The sequence below is a fragment of the Parabacteroides leei genome (genome assembly GCF_023369805.1).
GTDB classification, from domain to species: domain Bacteria; phylum Bacteroidota; class Bacteroidia; order Bacteroidales; family Tannerellaceae; genus Parabacteroides; species Parabacteroides leei.
The window spans coordinates 1-16,671 of the sequence record NZ_JAMBQG010000036.1 but is presented as its reverse complement, the minus strand read 5'-3'; the positions used below and the strand labels follow the sequence as shown (position 1 = coordinate 16,671).

General features: G+C 40.1%; 23 protein-coding genes. 7 read left to right on the top strand and 16 right to left on the bottom strand.

Annotated elements, in window-relative coordinates; genetic code table 11:
* The first annotated feature begins 417 nt into the window (after positions 1 to 417).
* The 7 genes from M1P97_RS25940 (at position 418) to M1P97_RS25910 (ending at position 5,245) form a co-directional block, all read left to right on the top strand.
* Positions 418 to 771 (top strand): hypothetical protein, encoded by a 354-nt coding sequence (locus tag M1P97_RS25940; RefSeq protein WP_249390604.1) that lies wholly within the window; start codon positions 418 to 420, stop codon positions 769 to 771.
* Between the two features lie 13 nt (positions 772 to 784).
* Positions 785 to 2,797, top strand: coding sequence for a DNA cytosine methyltransferase (locus M1P97_RS25935; RefSeq protein ID WP_249390603.1), 2,013 nt, complete (start codon positions 785 to 787; stop codon positions 2,795 to 2,797).
* An 18-nt stretch (positions 2,798 to 2,815) separates the two neighbouring features.
* Positions 2,816 to 2,995 (top strand): hypothetical protein, encoded by a 180-nt coding sequence (locus tag M1P97_RS25930; protein WP_249390602.1) that lies wholly within the window; start codon positions 2,816 to 2,818, stop codon positions 2,993 to 2,995.
* Positions 2,996 to 3,001: 6 nt separating this feature from the next.
* Complete coding sequence (locus tag M1P97_RS25925; RefSeq protein WP_249390601.1) at positions 3,002 to 3,307, top strand: hypothetical protein; 306 nt, start codon at positions 3,002 to 3,004, stop codon at positions 3,305 to 3,307.
* 88 nt (positions 3,308 to 3,395) lie between these two features.
* On the top strand, positions 3,396 to 3,761 hold the full coding sequence (locus M1P97_RS25920; RefSeq protein WP_249390600.1) for a hypothetical protein: 366 nt from the start codon (positions 3,396 to 3,398) through the stop codon (positions 3,759 to 3,761).
* 278 nt (positions 3,762 to 4,039) lie between these two features.
* Positions 4,040 to 4,924 (top strand): radical SAM protein, encoded by an 885-nt coding sequence (locus M1P97_RS25915; protein ID WP_249390599.1) that lies wholly within the window; start codon positions 4,040 to 4,042, stop codon positions 4,922 to 4,924.
* A gap of 24 nt (positions 4,925 to 4,948) precedes the next feature.
* A complete protein-coding gene (locus tag M1P97_RS25910; protein WP_249390598.1) occupies positions 4,949 to 5,245 on the top strand; it encodes a hypothetical protein in 297 nt (98 codons plus the stop codon).
* Here the strand turns inward: M1P97_RS25910 and M1P97_RS25905 are convergent.
* From M1P97_RS25905 to M1P97_RS25830, 16 genes are all read right to left on the bottom strand, one after another.
* The gene (locus M1P97_RS25905) at positions 5,242 to 5,382 is read right to left on the bottom strand and encodes a hypothetical protein (RefSeq protein ID WP_249390597.1); all 141 of its coding nucleotides are present in this window, start codon (positions 5,380 to 5,382) and stop codon (positions 5,242 to 5,244) included. The genes M1P97_RS25910 and M1P97_RS25905 overlap by 4 nt on opposite strands.
* A gap of 450 nt (positions 5,383 to 5,832) precedes the next feature.
* Positions 5,833 to 6,093, bottom strand: coding sequence for a hypothetical protein (locus M1P97_RS25900; protein ID WP_249390596.1), 261 nt, complete (start codon positions 6,091 to 6,093; stop codon positions 5,833 to 5,835).
* A 376-nt stretch (positions 6,094 to 6,469) separates the two neighbouring features.
* The gene (locus tag M1P97_RS25895; RefSeq protein WP_249390595.1) at positions 6,470 to 6,880 is read right to left on the bottom strand and encodes a DUF7841 family protein; all 411 of its coding nucleotides are present in this window, start codon (positions 6,878 to 6,880) and stop codon (positions 6,470 to 6,472) included.
* Between the two features lie 45 nt (positions 6,881 to 6,925).
* Complete coding sequence (locus M1P97_RS25890; protein ID WP_249390594.1) at positions 6,926 to 7,138, bottom strand: hypothetical protein; 213 nt, start codon at positions 7,136 to 7,138, stop codon at positions 6,926 to 6,928.
* 62 nt (positions 7,139 to 7,200) lie between these two features.
* Positions 7,201 to 7,752, bottom strand: coding sequence for a hypothetical protein (locus M1P97_RS25885; protein ID WP_249390593.1), 552 nt, complete (start codon positions 7,750 to 7,752; stop codon positions 7,201 to 7,203).
* 45 nt (positions 7,753 to 7,797) lie between these two features.
* The gene (locus tag M1P97_RS25880) at positions 7,798 to 8,319 is read right to left on the bottom strand and encodes a hypothetical protein (RefSeq protein ID WP_249390592.1); all 522 of its coding nucleotides are present in this window, start codon (positions 8,317 to 8,319) and stop codon (positions 7,798 to 7,800) included.
* Between the two features lie 12 nt (positions 8,320 to 8,331).
* Positions 8,332 to 9,219 (bottom strand): hypothetical protein, encoded by an 888-nt coding sequence (locus M1P97_RS25875; RefSeq protein WP_249390591.1) that lies wholly within the window; start codon positions 9,217 to 9,219, stop codon positions 8,332 to 8,334.
* 76 nt (positions 9,220 to 9,295) lie between these two features.
* Complete coding sequence (locus M1P97_RS25870; protein WP_249390590.1) at positions 9,296 to 9,589, bottom strand: hypothetical protein; 294 nt, start codon at positions 9,587 to 9,589, stop codon at positions 9,296 to 9,298.
* 216 nt (positions 9,590 to 9,805) lie between these two features.
* The gene (locus tag M1P97_RS25865; protein WP_249390589.1) at positions 9,806 to 10,267 is read right to left on the bottom strand and encodes a DUF6808 domain-containing protein; all 462 of its coding nucleotides are present in this window, start codon (positions 10,265 to 10,267) and stop codon (positions 9,806 to 9,808) included.
* Entirely contained in the window at positions 10,264 to 10,671 is a 408-nt protein-coding gene (locus M1P97_RS25860; protein WP_249390588.1) for a D-Ala-D-Ala carboxypeptidase family metallohydrolase, read from the bottom strand. The genes M1P97_RS25865 and M1P97_RS25860 overlap by 4 nt, the downstream gene beginning before the upstream one ends.
* The gene (locus tag M1P97_RS25855) at positions 10,668 to 11,141 is read right to left on the bottom strand and encodes a phage holin family protein (RefSeq protein WP_249390587.1); all 474 of its coding nucleotides are present in this window, start codon (positions 11,139 to 11,141) and stop codon (positions 10,668 to 10,670) included. Before M1P97_RS25855 ends, M1P97_RS25860 begins: the two co-directional genes overlap by 4 nt.
* 24 nt (positions 11,142 to 11,165) lie before the next feature.
* Positions 11,166 to 11,540, bottom strand: a complete 375-nt coding sequence (locus tag M1P97_RS25850) for a glycosyl transferase (RefSeq protein ID WP_249390586.1) — start codon at positions 11,538 to 11,540, stop codon at positions 11,166 to 11,168.
* A 139-nt stretch (positions 11,541 to 11,679) separates the two neighbouring features.
* A complete protein-coding gene (locus M1P97_RS25845) occupies positions 11,680 to 12,042 on the bottom strand; it encodes a hypothetical protein (protein WP_249390585.1) in 363 nt (120 codons plus the stop codon).
* A gap of 1 nt (position 12,043) precedes the next feature.
* Complete coding sequence (locus M1P97_RS25840; RefSeq protein WP_249390584.1) at positions 12,044 to 15,403, bottom strand: hypothetical protein; 3,360 nt, start codon at positions 15,401 to 15,403, stop codon at positions 12,044 to 12,046.
* Positions 15,404 to 15,529: 126 nt separating this feature from the next.
* Complete coding sequence (locus tag M1P97_RS25835; protein WP_249390583.1) at positions 15,530 to 16,126, bottom strand: hypothetical protein; 597 nt, start codon at positions 16,124 to 16,126, stop codon at positions 15,530 to 15,532.
* Between the two features lie 183 nt (positions 16,127 to 16,309).
* A partial coding sequence (locus M1P97_RS25830; RefSeq protein ID WP_249390582.1) for a hypothetical protein occupies positions 16,310 to 16,671 on the bottom strand: 362 nt, incomplete at its 5' end.

The window sequence follows — 16,671 nt, the reverse complement described above, 5'->3', positions numbered from 1 at the left end:
ATATGTGGAAATTTGGGAAGCGACAAATGGCAACCGAAAAGTGTTAAATTTTAGAATATGCTGGTAATTAAAGATTTACACTCGGATATTTCTGATTAGTTTTGGTTGTTCTATGGTTATAAATACAAAGATGAAATACACAGAACCCAAATTGTTAAGCAATGCAAGGAATGTCCTTGTAGTAAAAGTGTAATTTAAATCAAAAGTACTGAATATGAGTAAGCAAAGTGAAAACAAAGAAAAGCAGGGTTTTCGAAAAGATGCTCCCTGTTGTAGCAATTGTATAAATTTTACATGCGATAAGAAACCGCTTGAATGGAGTCCTGAGTATTTCAAAGATACCAATCTTCGGTGTAGTATTGGAGGTTTCGCTGTTGGAAAATCTAATTGGTGTATGTATCATAATTATAAAAAAATATGAGAACAGCACAGATCGTAAAATGTAAATGTGGTTCGGTTGTAGCTGCCTGTATAACTCCTTTATGTTATGAAGATAAGGAATGGCAGAAAGATATTCATGATTTCAAAGAGCAGGGCTACACAATTGACGAATTACCATGTGATGGTTCATGGCATGTGGGACAATGTGAATGCGCTAATCTTCCTATTAACTTCTTTACGAAAAGTGAGATAAGATCGGCCATTTTGGAGTATTGTGATGAAAATGGGATGTTTGAGGATGAAGCAAAAGATTGTGCGGATAATTTCATCAATAATTTTCTGATAAAAAGAAACTTGGATAATAAGAAACAATTAGAATTTCAATTTTAAAAACAAGTGAAGTATGACACATACCGAATCTCTCTTCAAAACAATCATCCTCTTACAGCACTTAGTAGAGTTACATAAGACGGATGATATAGATATCTACTACATTGACCTGTTCTGTGGTGCCGGAGGAACATCTACCGGAGTAGAGCTTGCCACCATCAACGGGCATAGTGCAGCAAAAGTAGTAGCTTGCGTGAACCACGACAAGAACGCTATCGCCAGTCACATGGCAAACCATCCGTATGCGCTTCACTTCACAGAGGACATGCGAACGCTGGACTTGTCGCCGATCGTGAATCTGGTAAAAAAGATCCGGTTCAGAAATCCGAACGCAAAGATCGTTCTCTGGGCGAGTTTGGAGTGTACGAACTTCAGCAAGGCAAAGGGTGGTCAGGCACGTGACGCCGACAGCCGGACACTGGCTGAGCATCTCTTCCGGTATATTGACGAGATCAATCCCGACCTGATCCAGATCGAGAACGTCGAGGAATTTATGTGTTGGGGAGACCTGGACGAAAACGGGAAACCGGTATCGAAAGACAGGGGAAGGTTATATCTCCGCTGGGTAAACGCAGTCAAGAAATGTGGGTACAAGTTTGACCATCGTATACTGAACGCTGCCGACTTTGGGGCGTACACTTCCCGGAAACGTTTCTTCGGGCAGTTCGCAAAGAAAGACATGCCGATTGTTTGGCCGGAAGCGACACATTGCAAAGGAGGTTCTACAACCCTTTTCGATGAGTTGCAGAAATGGAAGCCCGTTAAGGATGTGCTGGATTTGGAAGACGAAGGTACAAGCATCTTCAAGCGAAAGAAACCGCTTTCGCCCAAGACGTTTGAAAGGGTTTACGCAGGTCTTATCCGCCATGCAGCAGGAGGAAAAGACAAATGGCTGCTGAAGTATAACTCGATTAACGGTCGGACTGGGAAACACGTACCACCAAGCATTGATGAGCCGTGCCCGACGGTTAGTTGCCAAGGGAGATTAGGCGTAGTTCAAACGCAATTTATCTCTAAGTATTTTAGCGGGCATCCGGATAGCAAGAACATTCCAATTACTGGGCCAGCTCATACGATAAAATGCAAGGATAATCACTCTTTGGTAAGCACGAAGTTTCTCGCGGCCTACTACGGTAACGGTGATAACGTGAGCAAGGTTGATAGCCCATGCCCAACGGTACCGACAAAGGACAGGTTTAACTATGTATCGCCTAAGTTCCTTTGCTCATATAACTTCAATGATACGGCTAAGGATATACAGGCTCCCTGTCCGACGCTGCTAACAAAAGACCGGCTATCGCTTGTTACCCCGTTTATAATGAATTACTATTCCGGAGGAGGTCAGCACTCAGACATTAACCATCCCGCACCCGCGATCTTGGCGAACCCAAAGCAACGTCTTATCTCTTGTCAGTTCATGGATCAGCAGTTCGGGCAAAGTAAACCGGCCGACACTGATCGTCCGCTTGGAGCGATAACGGCAAACCCTAAATACAACTTAGTGAGCTGCCGGCCCTGGGTGATGAACACCAACTTCGCCAATGTCGGCAGCGGGATTAACGAACCGGCTCCGGTGATCACGGCTAACCGAAAGTGGCACTATCTGATGAACCCGCAATTTACTTCTGCCGGCGGATCGGTAGACAAGCCCTGTTTCACTCTGATTGCCCGGATGGATAAGATGCCGCCATACTTGGTGAATGCTTCCAATTCGGTAGAGGAGTTACCTTCTTTTGTCAAGATCGCACCGGATGGGAACATCATCATAGAGGTTTACGAGTCGGATATCCCCATCGTGAGAAAGATCAAGGAGTTTATGGCGATGTATCAGATAGTGGATATCCTGATGCGGATGTTAAAGATACCGGAGTTGAAACGGATAATGGGATTTCCTGAGAACTACAAGCTGATCGGTACACAGGCAGAGCAAAAGAAATATATTGGGAATGCGGTCGAGGTCAATATGGCACGGGTACTGTGTGAGGCTATTGCTTTTAAAATACATCAATTGAAACAAGCCTCATAGGCTCAAATCTAAAAAGTTATGAAACAAAAGAAATTACATATATCCTTTGACTTAGATGTCGGGGTTACAGATGATGATAAATTAAAAAAGTCATCTCTGAAAGCGGAAATTAAAGATTGTATAAAAGACAGATTATGGCAATTCTACGGCTGGGTAAAAATTACCAATCTAAATATCAACGAACAGCTTAAAAATTAACAAATCATGAAACAAATAGATATAGAGGTCAGTGCGACCATCAGTATGAAGTACGATCCAGAATCGGAAGAGTTTAAAGATTCACTTGAAACTTATCGTGAAGCGATAGAGGGCAGTGCCAGTGAAGAAGATATGCTACGCCAAATAGCATGGTATATTACAGCATTCGGAACAGAATCTATGATTGAAGGCGTAGGTTATGTATCTGTGGATGGCGAGAAGAAAGGTGACCCAGAGAACTGGTGCGGTGTAGATATTGAGAATAGTCTCAATATTAATGATACTCCTGATTTTTCAACAGCTATAATCTAAAAAAGTCTGAACATTTGCTCGCCTTATTTATGAGGTGAGCAAAAGCGTAAAGATTGATAAATAAGGATTAAATCAATAATAAAAAATCATGAAACTTACAAAAGAAGAAGATCAAGCTGTTTGCAAATTCTTAAAGAATATTGTAGATGAAGGAGGAAAACAGCTATTAAAGCTAACTATGTTCATGTTACTTCGATGGTCGGAAGAAGCTATTCGAATAAATGCCGGCGAAATTGCTTTGGCCCAGGTGATCAACCATGAAGGAGAACAATATAATACTCGTATGGCTATTCAGTACTCGAAAGTTGGCGAGAAGACCTTGGAAGAACGGGCATATGAGATAGCCGACCGAATGATCTCTTCCGGATCAGCAAATTGTGATATCCGGGAGGAGTTGAAGAAGGCCATATTAGCAGGGTACAATTTGCATCAGGAGGATTTCGACGATGAATGACCTAAAACAATTCAAATACTGGCTCCGGATAAACGGGTTCCGTCCGGAGCAGTTCGGAACCGGTACGAGAAAGAACCCTATTAGGCTTAATTTTTTTAATAGGTAATAACGAGTTATGACAGTAGAAGAACTTATAGGCGTATTGGAAGAATATAATCCTAACGCCACAGTCTTGATGGATTCAGGGGACATAAACCAAGTAGAGGTTGATGATGCTTCGCAGACGAAAGATAAACGGTATGTAGTAATTAGCTAACAATTAAAAAATAGTGAGATCAATGAACATAGGACTTATAGACGTTGACGGACATCATTATCCTAATCTGGCTCTGATGAAATTGTCTGCATGGCACAAAGCAAGAGGTGACCAGGTGGAGTGGTACACTGGTATTGATTATTATGACCGAGTTTATCTCAGTAAGGTTTTTGGCTTTACTCCAGATGAAGGTAGAGTAATACAAGCGGACGAAATTGTACGTGGTGGTTCCGGTTACAAAATGTTCGATCAATGGCTACCGGTCGACATTGAGCATATTTGCCCTGATTACTCACTTTATCCGATGTTCCCGGAAGCTTATGGTTTTCTAACTCGTGGATGCGTGAATAAATGTTCCTTCTGTATTGTGCCACGTAAAGAAGGAGGAATCCGGAAGCATGCAGATATAACAGAGTTTTTAAATGGACGTAAGTCGGCTGTATTAATGGATAACAATGTGATCGCATCCGATTGGGGATTGCAACAGATAGAAAAGATCATATCACTCAAAGTAAAAGTAGACTTTAATCAAGGTATAGATTGCAGGCTTATAGCTCGCGATAAATCAATTGCTAAGTTGCTAAAGCGTGTACGATGGATTAATTTCATACGAATGGCTTACGATCACTCTGCTATAACCGAAGAGGTTGAAACGGCGATTGCTTACTTAAAAGAGGCGGGAATCCCTGGACGGAAAATGTTTTTCTACATGCTGGTAAGGGATGGGCAGATAGAAGATGCAGAAAAACGAGCATTGTATCTTGACTATTTGGGCTGTGTTCCTTTTGCAATGGCTTACCGAGATTTAGACACGAACATACCTCCAACTGCCGAACAAAGACGTTTTGCTAGGTGGGTTAACATGAAAGCAGCTTTTAAAAGCTGTGTATATCAGGATTATAAATAATTCAAAAGTAAAAATAATTGAATCATGAGTAAACAAAATAAACAGTGTCCCGAATTTCCATATTTCGGAGCTACATATCCAGACGCTAGATGCATTAACGGATACTTATACGATATGGATGATTGCGATAACGATGGAAATCTATATGAGCGTGATAATGATATTCCTTGTCCGTTCTGCAAAACTGAGGAATTTATTGAGTATGACCCGTTTTCAAAGGAAGATGAATTCTATGAAGGCATTGAGGATGAAGAAAAAGCAAAAGAGAAATCCCGTGATTGGTATTTGAATTGGATTAACTCTATGCGAGAACAATATTAAAAAGAGAGAAGGAAGAGTTCTCCCTTCCTTCTCAATGCGGCGTATGCCTTCGTTAATGCCTTTTCGACATTTTCATAATTTGATATTATGGTGAAGACATATGCAACAATTTCTAAAATTGTTACTATATCATCCATAAATTTATGAATTAAAATATTTCGGCAATATCACCTAATCAATTGACAGGGATCGAACCTGTATTTTTATCAATAAAGATAACGTCTGCCGTTTAACTACAATTGACTGGCACAAATATCTGTAATTATAAAATAGTAAACAAATATTTTGATCATGAACAAACAACAATTTAAATACTGGCTCCGGATAAATAACTTCCGCCCGGAGTAGTTCGGAACTGGTGAGAAGTGGAACCTAATTAGGTTCAAATCACGCAATAACTGAACCATCTCGTTGATCTCAACGAAATGTTCTGGAAGAAAATGCACGAGCTTTAGCTGGGGTAGGATTCTTAGATTAAAGCATGCACATCAACCTTCGTAACCGACAAACTTTTTCGTTAAAATTTATCGGCTCGAAGTCAAGGGAATCGACCAGGCGATCGACTTCTTTCCTGGCCGATTCCCTTTTTAACTTCTGTGTTTCTTTTTTGCTTTTTCGCATAGTTGCTTCTTTTGATGTTTGTGGCAATCACAGCTACAGATAAACATCTGCATATCCTTTGACAGCTTCTTTCCTATACAACCAGCCAAATAGGCGATTTCTTCCCCTCCTAATCGCATTTCATAAACGGTAGCTATATGATCCTCCAAATGCCTTAATTCGTGCATCAGTGAGTCTGAAAACTCATCATAGGAAGATGTCTTACCAATAACCATGACAGACTCCATGAGATGATAATTTGAATAGGTTAAGCCTGTATTGAGTTTACACGCTATCATATTATGATATGCCTCTCTCAGTTTTTGGGGAGGACAACCAATATTCTTCAGGCATTCTATTATTTCATCAGTCCAGTAACAAGTAACATGATAAAATATATGGACCCTCCAACGGTATTTTGGTATGTCTAGCTCCCGGTATATCATCGTTTTATAGCGTTTAATTTGCGCTCTATTTTTCTACGTTGCTGACGTGGAAGATTGGTACTCTTGAGATTATTAACGATAGAAGAAACTTTATCGAAATCCTTTTTTGGCATACTGGCCAACACGTCCGAAGGGGACTCTCCCTTAAGGATACGAAATATGTAACTCCAACCACTCATTAAATCATTTCCTCCCATATAATTGGTGTGCCAGAACCGATACAGTCTGCATAGAAACGTGTGAATACTATACCTTCGTAAGCATCCGGATCGTCACAAACGTTTTTGATGTATAAAGCAGCATACTGTTCGTTAGGAATAGATGAACCTAAGTAGTCAGCTTTGCACATGTTTGCAGCATATACATAATCGAAACCACCCTTTTTCTTGACTTCAACGTTGTATTTCTTCAAAAGTTCATCTACCTGTTCTTTTTGCCAGGAAGTGATTTTTACCTTTTTACCATTGCCATCTTCTTTCTCCATCATGGATACAGCAAAATCACACATGGCCTTACTAAAATGCCAGCCATATTGCGAGAGATAAGCTTTCATTCCTGCTGGAAAATCGTCATACATATCTAGTCTCATATTATTGTCTATTTTAAATGAAGGGGAACACCGTCCCCCTTCTGATTAATAACGTCTACGTCTACGGTATTCACCCGCGTAGCGACCGGTATTTTTCACACCGCGTCTTTCTCCATAACCGTCACCACCTCTCGACCAATCACGACGGAAATCATCGTTGTCATCGTCGTCGTCGTCCCTGAATCCCATGCCGCCATCAGCTTTTCTTTTGCCTTCTTTACAGCCGAGTTTATAGGCTTCTTCCATAGCTTCCATCAAATCTTCATCCTCATAGGCGTCAAATTCTCTGTAAAGCTCTTCTAGTTTTCTTGATCCCATATTTACGTTGTTGCTTTTTTATTGTTAGTACTCTGTTTTTCAAGAAGAAGAGACTTAAGTTCTTCAAATCCGCCACCGAACATCTTTTTCATTTCCGCAATCTCATTTTCAAGACTTTGAATCTTACTTTCCTGTTCCTTCTCTTTTTTGAATTGGGGATTGAGTTGGTTAAGCATCAATTCGCAGTTGTCAATGATTGACTTATGAGTCTCTATACTGCCTAATATCTGTTGACTATTCTGCAGCATTGCACTTATCTCTTGATTAATCATCATTTGATCACAAGACAACACTAATTTCTCACCGCTCTCTGGTTTATAATCAGCGATAGATTTATCAGCCGGCACAGAGGATAGTTTAACTGTATCATCGCCAACCTTGACAGATATGTCAATGATCATTTCGGGCTGCATAGGAGGATAACCATTTACCATGTTTTGAGGCTTCGGACGTAAATTGCTCACACCTATTACACTTCCCACTTCACAAAATGGTTTATCTGTTTTATGCAGGATAAAATATTGATTGCCTTCTCTAAGTTCTTTAAACGTCATTTTCTTCTTGATTTAAAAGAGAGCCGGGATAATCCCGGCATCTCATTATTTACCCTTCGCTACACTTGCTTCTGCCGGAGTATTACCACCCTGAGCAGCTGGAGTAGGATTGTTTGAGGATTTTACACCTAACAGGCGGAATATTCCTTGAGGTTTATTAAACCAAACAATGTGTTCTGTGTAACCACCCAATACCGGCGATCCACTACTGGAATCAACAGGAACATTTACGTCACTGCCTATCACCTGTACATTATGATGGTCTACTACCGGAATCCGGTTTGTTCCGATTTGGGTATCTTGTGACGGGACCGTGGTTGCATAGCCATTAGACACAACAACGTTTACCGCATAAGAAGCCTCTGTAGTCGTAACCGGATGTCTTACCCGCCAGATTAGTACCCCAACCTCGGGAAGCGCACAATATTCGAACGGATTAAGACCGAAATCGATTTGCGATTCCTCTCCTGCGGGAGTTGTGACTATCTTTCCTGTAGTTGATAAGACATAAATTCCATTCACGTCAACCCTGGGGACGCAAGCTCTTGTATTAAATCTTGCTGTCATATGCCCCCCTCCTTACACTAAGCCGTTATAAGCGCAACCACATCCTTCGCGGGTAACTTGTACCTGCATTGGATTGCAACAGTTCGGATTCGGAACGAAATAAGCCGGAATAGGACACGGAGACTTAAGCTGAGACACGATGTTAGCAGTCTGAGCAGCCTGAGAGATACCCAACTCCAGAGCAGATTTTTCTTGACGTAATGTGTCAATCTTGCTCTGCATTTCGCGCATTTCTAATTGACAGAATTTGTCGTTGATGATCTGCGTCTGAGCGTCAATTTTTGCCCCCAAAATGTTAAACTGAGTGTTGGCATTGCCGGTCAGAGTATTTGTCTGATTTACAATTGCCAACTGGCTCTCGTAACCCTGTGTGGTGATAGCGTTACGAACATCGCAGCAGCATGAAGCGATCTGGCTCAACAACTGATTGTTGCCGGACTGAATAGCATTGATAATCTGTTGAGAAGACAAACCAACCTGATTGCCAACGTTCTGAATCTGACCCTGAATCTGACAGATAGCGTTCTGCAGCTGTTGTGTCGAACAATTGAGAGAACTTGACAATTGTCCAATCGCCTGGCCATTACCTTGAATTGCGTTCATAAGGAGTTCGCGACCGGCGTCGTTGTTAAGTTCTGCAGGTAAACCACCGCCGTTACGGTTATTGCCGAAGCCATTGCCCCAACCGCCAAAAAGGAAGAATAACAAGATGATCCAAATCCAAGAAGCCTCTCCTCCCCATGCTCCTTTGTTGTTGTTAGCTTGAGTTAACATAGCTGCAAGGTTAGGGTCAATCCCCTTGTTACCTCCTAAAAGACCAGGAAGAAAAGCCATGACATCAAACTTACTTCCACCGGAATTTCCACCTTCAGGAGTACCGATAAAATAATTTCTATCCATTTTCAATATCTTTATTGTTATGATCAGCACTATTTCTGATCACAACAAAGCTACGGAGATTGAACCCTTTTATAAATCAATGATTTCCTGCTATTTTCTTTATATTTTCGTATTGTATTCTCAGCATTTTCCCACCTCGTAAACGATCAGAAAAATTTGATAAGATATAATTTATTGAACGTTTTGTCTTGTTGATATGAGAAGCTATTTGTGAAGGATAAAAGCCGTTCTCATGTAAGAGTATGACAAGCAAATATCTGGCGTCAACAACCTCGACTTCCTTGCTGTTTGATATAATATCATCCGTTGATATTTCCGTCTCTTTTGAAACAATTCTTAATATTTCTGCAAAGATTTCTGATTTACACATAAGATTTGATTTTTAATTATATCTTTGCAATGCCGCATAAAAACTTACAAGTACGCAACAAAGCGCAGAATATCGATGTTGAAGAAACAAAGCCTCCAACGTCGCGGTATTCTGCGCTTGTGTCAGTTTTTATGTGGTAATTTAAACGGACGCGTTGGGGGCTTTTATTTTACTTCCCAGCCCCAAAGGAAGGCTTATGAACAAAAAGCTATTTCTTTACCATAATCTATAATACACCCCCAAGCCTAGATAAGGAGACAACCCTGATCGTCCTATGCCGTAACCTCCGACAACTCCCAATCCCCATCTACGGGCAGGAATAGTTTTTGTAACATATACTGTCTTTGTAAAAACATCTATGCTATCCAGAGCCGCATTGTAACCAGATACCCACGCCCGGTAGCTTTCCGATACGTATTCCTTCTGAGTTATTGGTACTGGTATGTAAACCGTATCAACTCTCTCCTGCCCTTTCTCTGTGATGATGATCGGATAAGGTATTTCGACCTCTCCTACTTCAACTTCGAAAGACGGCACCGGTAGAACTGATCGTAAAGTATCTACTATTGTATCGCAAGTCACCTGTGCATTCTTGGGACAAGTTCCTCGGAGATGATAACCGGCAATAAAACTGACCATCAAACTTATCAAAAGCAATATGATGTTCCAGGCTTTCATTTCTTAATGATGATCTGTTTTCTCTGTTCTCCTTCCAATTTCAAAGACACATGCAAGAAATTTTTGTGCCTATAAAGGATAGCCTGATCAAATGGCAGCCCAGAATCTTCCAACACTTCCAACAAATCGCCGGCTTTCCCTTCAATACGTAGGTCGGCCGCTTCTCCTTTAACGTGCTGGCTCGTAGGAACACCGCCTACGGCCTTGTTTAGCTCCGGGCACCGATAACCTGAATTAATCGATATAGGCTTATCGATAGCTTCCCGTAGCGGTTGCAACAACTTTACACAAAGGTTCATAATAGCAAGCCTTTCGCGTGTGCCAGGTTCATTCTTAATTCCCTTTTCCACAGCTGTATCGCTGTGTATAAACTCCTCTAATGTAAAATTCTCTGTGATGTTCATTTCTTATCCTCCTTATTTTTAGCACTGATTAAAGCTTCCGTAAAAGCCTCTTTCAGCATATCCTTACTTAATACATTTCCAATCAAAGCCGCAGTCTTGCCAGCCTGACGACGTTGTTTAGCGTCTGCCTTTTCCCATATCGAGCGGATTTCGGTCACAAGTATAAACACAGTTATAAGAGACGTGAACACAGGTATATTCGTCAAAAACGGAATATGGATAAACTCCCAAAATTGACACATGAAACAAACTGCATCTATACTCCAAGCGATGCAAATACTGCCGGCATAAAGAATGAACTTACTTACCGTCCGGCGCATTCCATACGAATTCCTGTCCTCCCCTCTCAACTTAGCCTTGTAATAGCCCGATGCAAAGTCCCAGCTCATTGCGAAAAGTACAAGCACCATCTCAAAAACAGAGATGATCAACATCCCTCTCATTTCCCAAATCATTTTTATTACCTCCATTTTGTCGATCCTTTTGTTAGTAATTTATATTATTAGTGATATAAATGTAGATAGCAACGCCGTTATCTCTACCCAAAACATTGGCTTAGTTGATATAAAGTCACTCCACATATTACCGGTAACATGCTTGCTCATCGCGATAACGATGTACATAATAAAGGCCAACCAGATTGGGATCAATACCCACCATGCCGGGGTACAATCAACCCATAACTGCGATGAAATAAGAGTTAACGTAGCCGATCCGCAATGAATTTTATTTATCCAGTCATCACGGAAGTCCGGAGCTAGACCAACGCCGATTAACCCGACACATGAAGCAATAGCCAGTAATTGCATCGTGAACGTTGTGCTTATGTCCCAGACTACCGGAAATAGGAACATTGCTGTCATACACATACAAGCTCCAAAAATAAGCTTGTGTTTCAATGAAAAGTATGTAGCACTTATCGAATAAGGTACTTCTTTTGCCTTAAGACATACAGCGGCAGTATAAGCGGCTATGATGATGATAGATAATGCAATTAATACTCCCATTTTATTTCTCTATTGATTTATCATTACTTTCAATAAAAGGTTCTTCAATAATTTTTATATAGGTTGGCAAGGTATACTCAGAGAACATCCCTATACTGTCAAGATAATTAACCCTTTGTTTAAGATATTCTAACTCATTATTTGTGATCTCTATGTTTATTTCATCTGTGTGAGCTTTGCTATCGGTAAAGCCGATGTTAAATTGTCCATTTCCAATATCCTGAGTAACGATACGTTTTTGATCCGAATCAGAAATAGCAATCTTTCTATCAATTGATATCTTCAGTTCCATATTTTTTCGTGTGTCAAACTGAGGTAACACAGTGTTGAGTATTAATACTCTGTCTTTTAATGTTAGTTTCATATTAATATATATAAAAAAGTCCTGACTTTTCATCCCATCCTACATTGTATCTATTGCCTGCACTTCCCAAGGTGTTTATCTGGGCCTCAGAAGGCATCTTAGTCGCCTCAATACAGGTTCTGTATACCCAATATGCATCATTGGAAAAGTTCTTCACTTTCATACCAATTCTTCCATATGAGTCCGATCCTCTTTCAAATTCAAAAGCAGCAAAATTGGCAGTCTTGTTAAATACGGCTCCTGCACTTTTTCGTATTTCTATTCCTGTACTCTGCTTAGCGGCAAACAATTCGACACAATCTTTATTTACATCACCATCTGCCAATTCCACATGCTTGGCATATAAACCACTTCTCGCTGTTATAGATTGCCCCTCTATACTATAAGCAAAAACGTCTCCTCTTTTATTTACTGTAAATCTTGAATCCTCAATATTACCATTTTCACTTCCTGCCCAAAATCTTATAGAGTTATTTGCTGTCCCATAACCAGATATACCGGCGGACTGATCTCTTAACAATATTGAATTATTGGCAGTAATAGTTCCATTTGAAATAACATTGCCATTACTATAAACTTTAAATGTGGCATTATCAGCATTTGTGCCTCCAGACCATATTCTGATGTCGCCTGATCCTATTAGTCCAGCAGTCCCTCCAAAGGTCAAAAAACCGGCTGCAGAAATAACACCTCTATCAATTGATGCCTGAGTGTTTTGATCAGATGAAGAAATTTGCCAATCGGAAGCAACGTAACTTCCAGATTGCCGTCCTTGTATACATACTCGCATACTACCAGAGCCTCCATATTCTATCCATTGGTCTCCTGCATCATAGGGCGTATAAGGTGTACGTAAAAATACTCTTCTTTTCCCATCCGCCTTCGTATCTGCCTCTTCTGCAGCCTTTTTAGCAGCCTCAATAGCTGTATTATCTAATACCTGTTGCCACGTATTAGATGTTGGCCCTACATATCTTTGCAATATTTGTTCAGATGTATTATACCATAAATCCCCAACATGTTGGTTCTCTGTCCCAGAAGGCCATGAATTCCATGGATTTGATGTTTGATAATATGTTTCTATTTTCCCATCCAATTGATTTCCCAATTCTTCTTTTACAGCATTCAACATTGATATAGTACTGTACTTATCAAGATCAGGCCTATCTTTTATATTTTCATACCCCGTTGTCCCACTATTAAATTTTAATACACCCCCAATTTCTCCATTAGCTAAATTAAAATAGCTCTTTCCGTCAGAGCTAGCAATTATATTTGTTGTAATCCTACCGGGTAACACCTCAGTAAATCCATAGACATTTACATAGCTTCTCTCTCCTTCATACTCGCTTGACAGAGTACCTACCAAGAAATAGTAATAACCGTCTCCCGGGTCCATCTTATAAGCTGTCTTGCTCAAAATAAAAGATCCGGTTGTCCCAGACTTTGAACATTTAGCATAGAAGTACATCGCATCCGCTTCGTCCAGTGACGGAGATGTGTATGACGACATAGTCCAAAACTTATAATCAGAAGCCTTATGAGTTGGAGATATTTTGTCAATACCAAGCGTCATGTGTTGAAGTATCGTAGCCGGAGCAGTAAACACCTTTGTAATCTGGTTGTAAGCAAAATCCGGTATGGTCTCAACAGGGTTTGTTTTACTATTTACAAAACGAAATTGAAGGCTTTCAGATCCGACTTGCAATGACATAGTTTGAATATAGATAGGATTAATAGCACCGGAAAAACCATCAATAGCAGCTTCTAGCATCTTACCAGTTTCTTCCAGATCTCTAAACCGTCTTTTCGTCAAGGATATTGAGTCTTTGTACCTTTTTTCATCCACAACCTCATTAGAATCTATCTTTCCTAGTTCGGTCAATAACGAACCTCCAACCGGCACATTAGATAATTCAATAACTGGAGCATGAGGTTTATTTATATAGTCTTTTACCGAAGTAATTCTTATCAATATCCCTTCTGGCTGAAATTGTGCGTCAGAAAATTGGATATATCCTCCAGGAGTTATCTTGCCCCCTATTTCAAGCCATTTGCTTTTAGCCCAAATTGGGTCTAATTCGCCTGTAAACGAGAAATGCTCTTCTTCGTTTTCATAGAAATACCTTACGGCCTCCTTGAACATTTCCCAAGAAGCGCCTGTTTTTGTCGCATCGTCCTCAATATATGACTGTGGTAACTTGATATTGAAGATTGCGTATTTATCTCCTATAGACGGTTTTAGATTTTCATTTGGTAAAGTAACGCCATCTTCTTCAAGAGGTACAAGCTCGAAGGTTCTTGTCGCATGGTTGTATCCTGTCAAATCTTTGTCTGTTTGCACTATGTCAAACTCTCTTCCTGTCAATACACCAGTTTGAAATATCAAAGTAGCCTTTTCGTTTGGAATACGGCAGTCACGATAGTTCAAGTCTTCCGGTATGGTCGTATCAACAATATTGTAAAAGGTTACAGGATTACCTTCGTCGTCTTTCCCTGGCTCAGTTGTAATAGCAGTGACTTCGCCTACCCTGGAAGGATAAATATTCGAAGCGTCATAACTATCTTCGTTATACTGAGATATTTCTTTGTCGGCTCTGGTTATGTACATTCCATCCTTGTCAGTCTTGTATTTACGGCCTTCGTATTCCAGCTCTTTGGATTTAGGCAACAACAGATATCGACTGTTATAGGTGGCTAGATCAATATTCCTTTCACCTCCTTGCACAAACAGCAAGTTGACAGGCGATTTATCACCTTGGTTAGTTCGCCCAACGCCAGGACGAAACCCATTACCCTTCCCATATGACAATGCAAGAGGCTCCGTTTTAAACTTTTCGACCTTACGAAGATGGATCGTTTTACCTTCTATCTCCCATTCAGTATTAAACTCCTGCGCTAGTCTCCCTAGCACATCATAGCAATATTCGCTACTGAAAGTTAGATACTTTTCTGTTGCATCTATACAATCTCCAACAGACCATCCGGAATCCCGCAAGTTCATATTATCAACTAGTAACTCCAAAAACATTCTGGGTTTCGCAGTCAACGAAAATTTTATCTGATACGGAATATCAGATAACGATTTGTATTTATATCGTTTAAGGATCTCCTGATTACTGCCGAACGTTATTGTATACTCAAAATTCCTTGTCCCATGCTTTTTAAAATTATCCGGTCTCCACAAGGTATATCTTTGCCCTTGATACTCAATATACGAACCAACCGAAATTACTGCATATTCAGGTAGACTAAGGTTTAGAGTTACCGAATTATCCCCCATGATTGCTCGGTTTCTTACGCTTGAGTCATTCACCTGAGCATCAAATAATACGTTGCCTGTTTTATCGTATATAATCATATTTTAAGATTTTACGATAAAATTATCCGATACTTCTAACAGTAAGAAATATCGGATAAGGATAAACGTAACAGTTATTGAACTGTTACAAAATAATTGTTTTGACTCACATCATTATGCGATTTACTATACTAATCTAAAGCATGGTCGTATGTATAACTCCTTATTTTTAATCCATGAAGCTGTGCCGTCTACCCAATGGTGATACCAATTACCGTTTTCGTCATATTGCGTAGATGTATGATACGTTTCGTCGGTAGCTATAGGTTCTGCTTTAATCAGATTCAAACAATAATCAATGTCCGATTTATAATTTTTAGCCTGTACCCATTCTCCTTCTGACAGTTGATAGCCTTTTTCACCGTTAGGCAAGCTAAAATTTTCACAGTATTTTGCACAATAGTTACCGTTATTCCAGGTCTGTTCTGTTGCAATAATTGCTGCAGAATTAGCATAACCTTTATAATCGGTTTTCGCAGCAGAAGAAGAAGAAGTGGTATAACAATCTGTGACAAATCTCCCGTATTTCCCCCATTGAAGTTTTTTATCGCCACTTGGTGATATAACAAATCTAACTTTGTCTGTAATCAAGGCTATACCTAGAGCTTGTGCATTCCATTCGATATTCCACATAGTTTTAGTATACAATTTAAAATCACTCCTATAAATATACACACCATTAGGAGCTTCATCTGCATTTATACCGGAATCTTTCTTTCCCATAAATCTTCGCCTGCTCATCATTTATCTGGTATTACTATTGTTATTAGGCTATCATCTCTTAGAACAATCGTACCTTCTTCAATCTTTGACGTAGGAAAATAGCATTTATCGGCTATTGTTGACCTATAGCCGATAAATGCGATAGCGATCGTTGCCGTTATTAACATGATCATAAAATCCTGTTTAATTGATTGTTTCTGTATTGTTGCTTGCATATTTATCTAAGTTTAATTCAAAAGTTAAAAACAGAGGATAGTTCGCTTTCGGGTCGATTTGAGCTATCTCTTCGACGGTAGTAGCGGCATAGACAGCAGCCTCGTTACTGGCCCGACGGTCATAAGTACGTTTTGCGTATATCTCCAAGTACGGTAGATACTCCATAGCCCACGATATTGGCACTTTAAGCGGCTGTGGGGGTGTTGATGCAGACCACAAGATTGTCTCTGTCTCATTATCTGATAGCAATGCCGGCAGGGTAATACTGTATAGTGAGTTACGCAGATCCTTATCAATCCATAACTCAACGTTTGCCACTTCGACGCCTC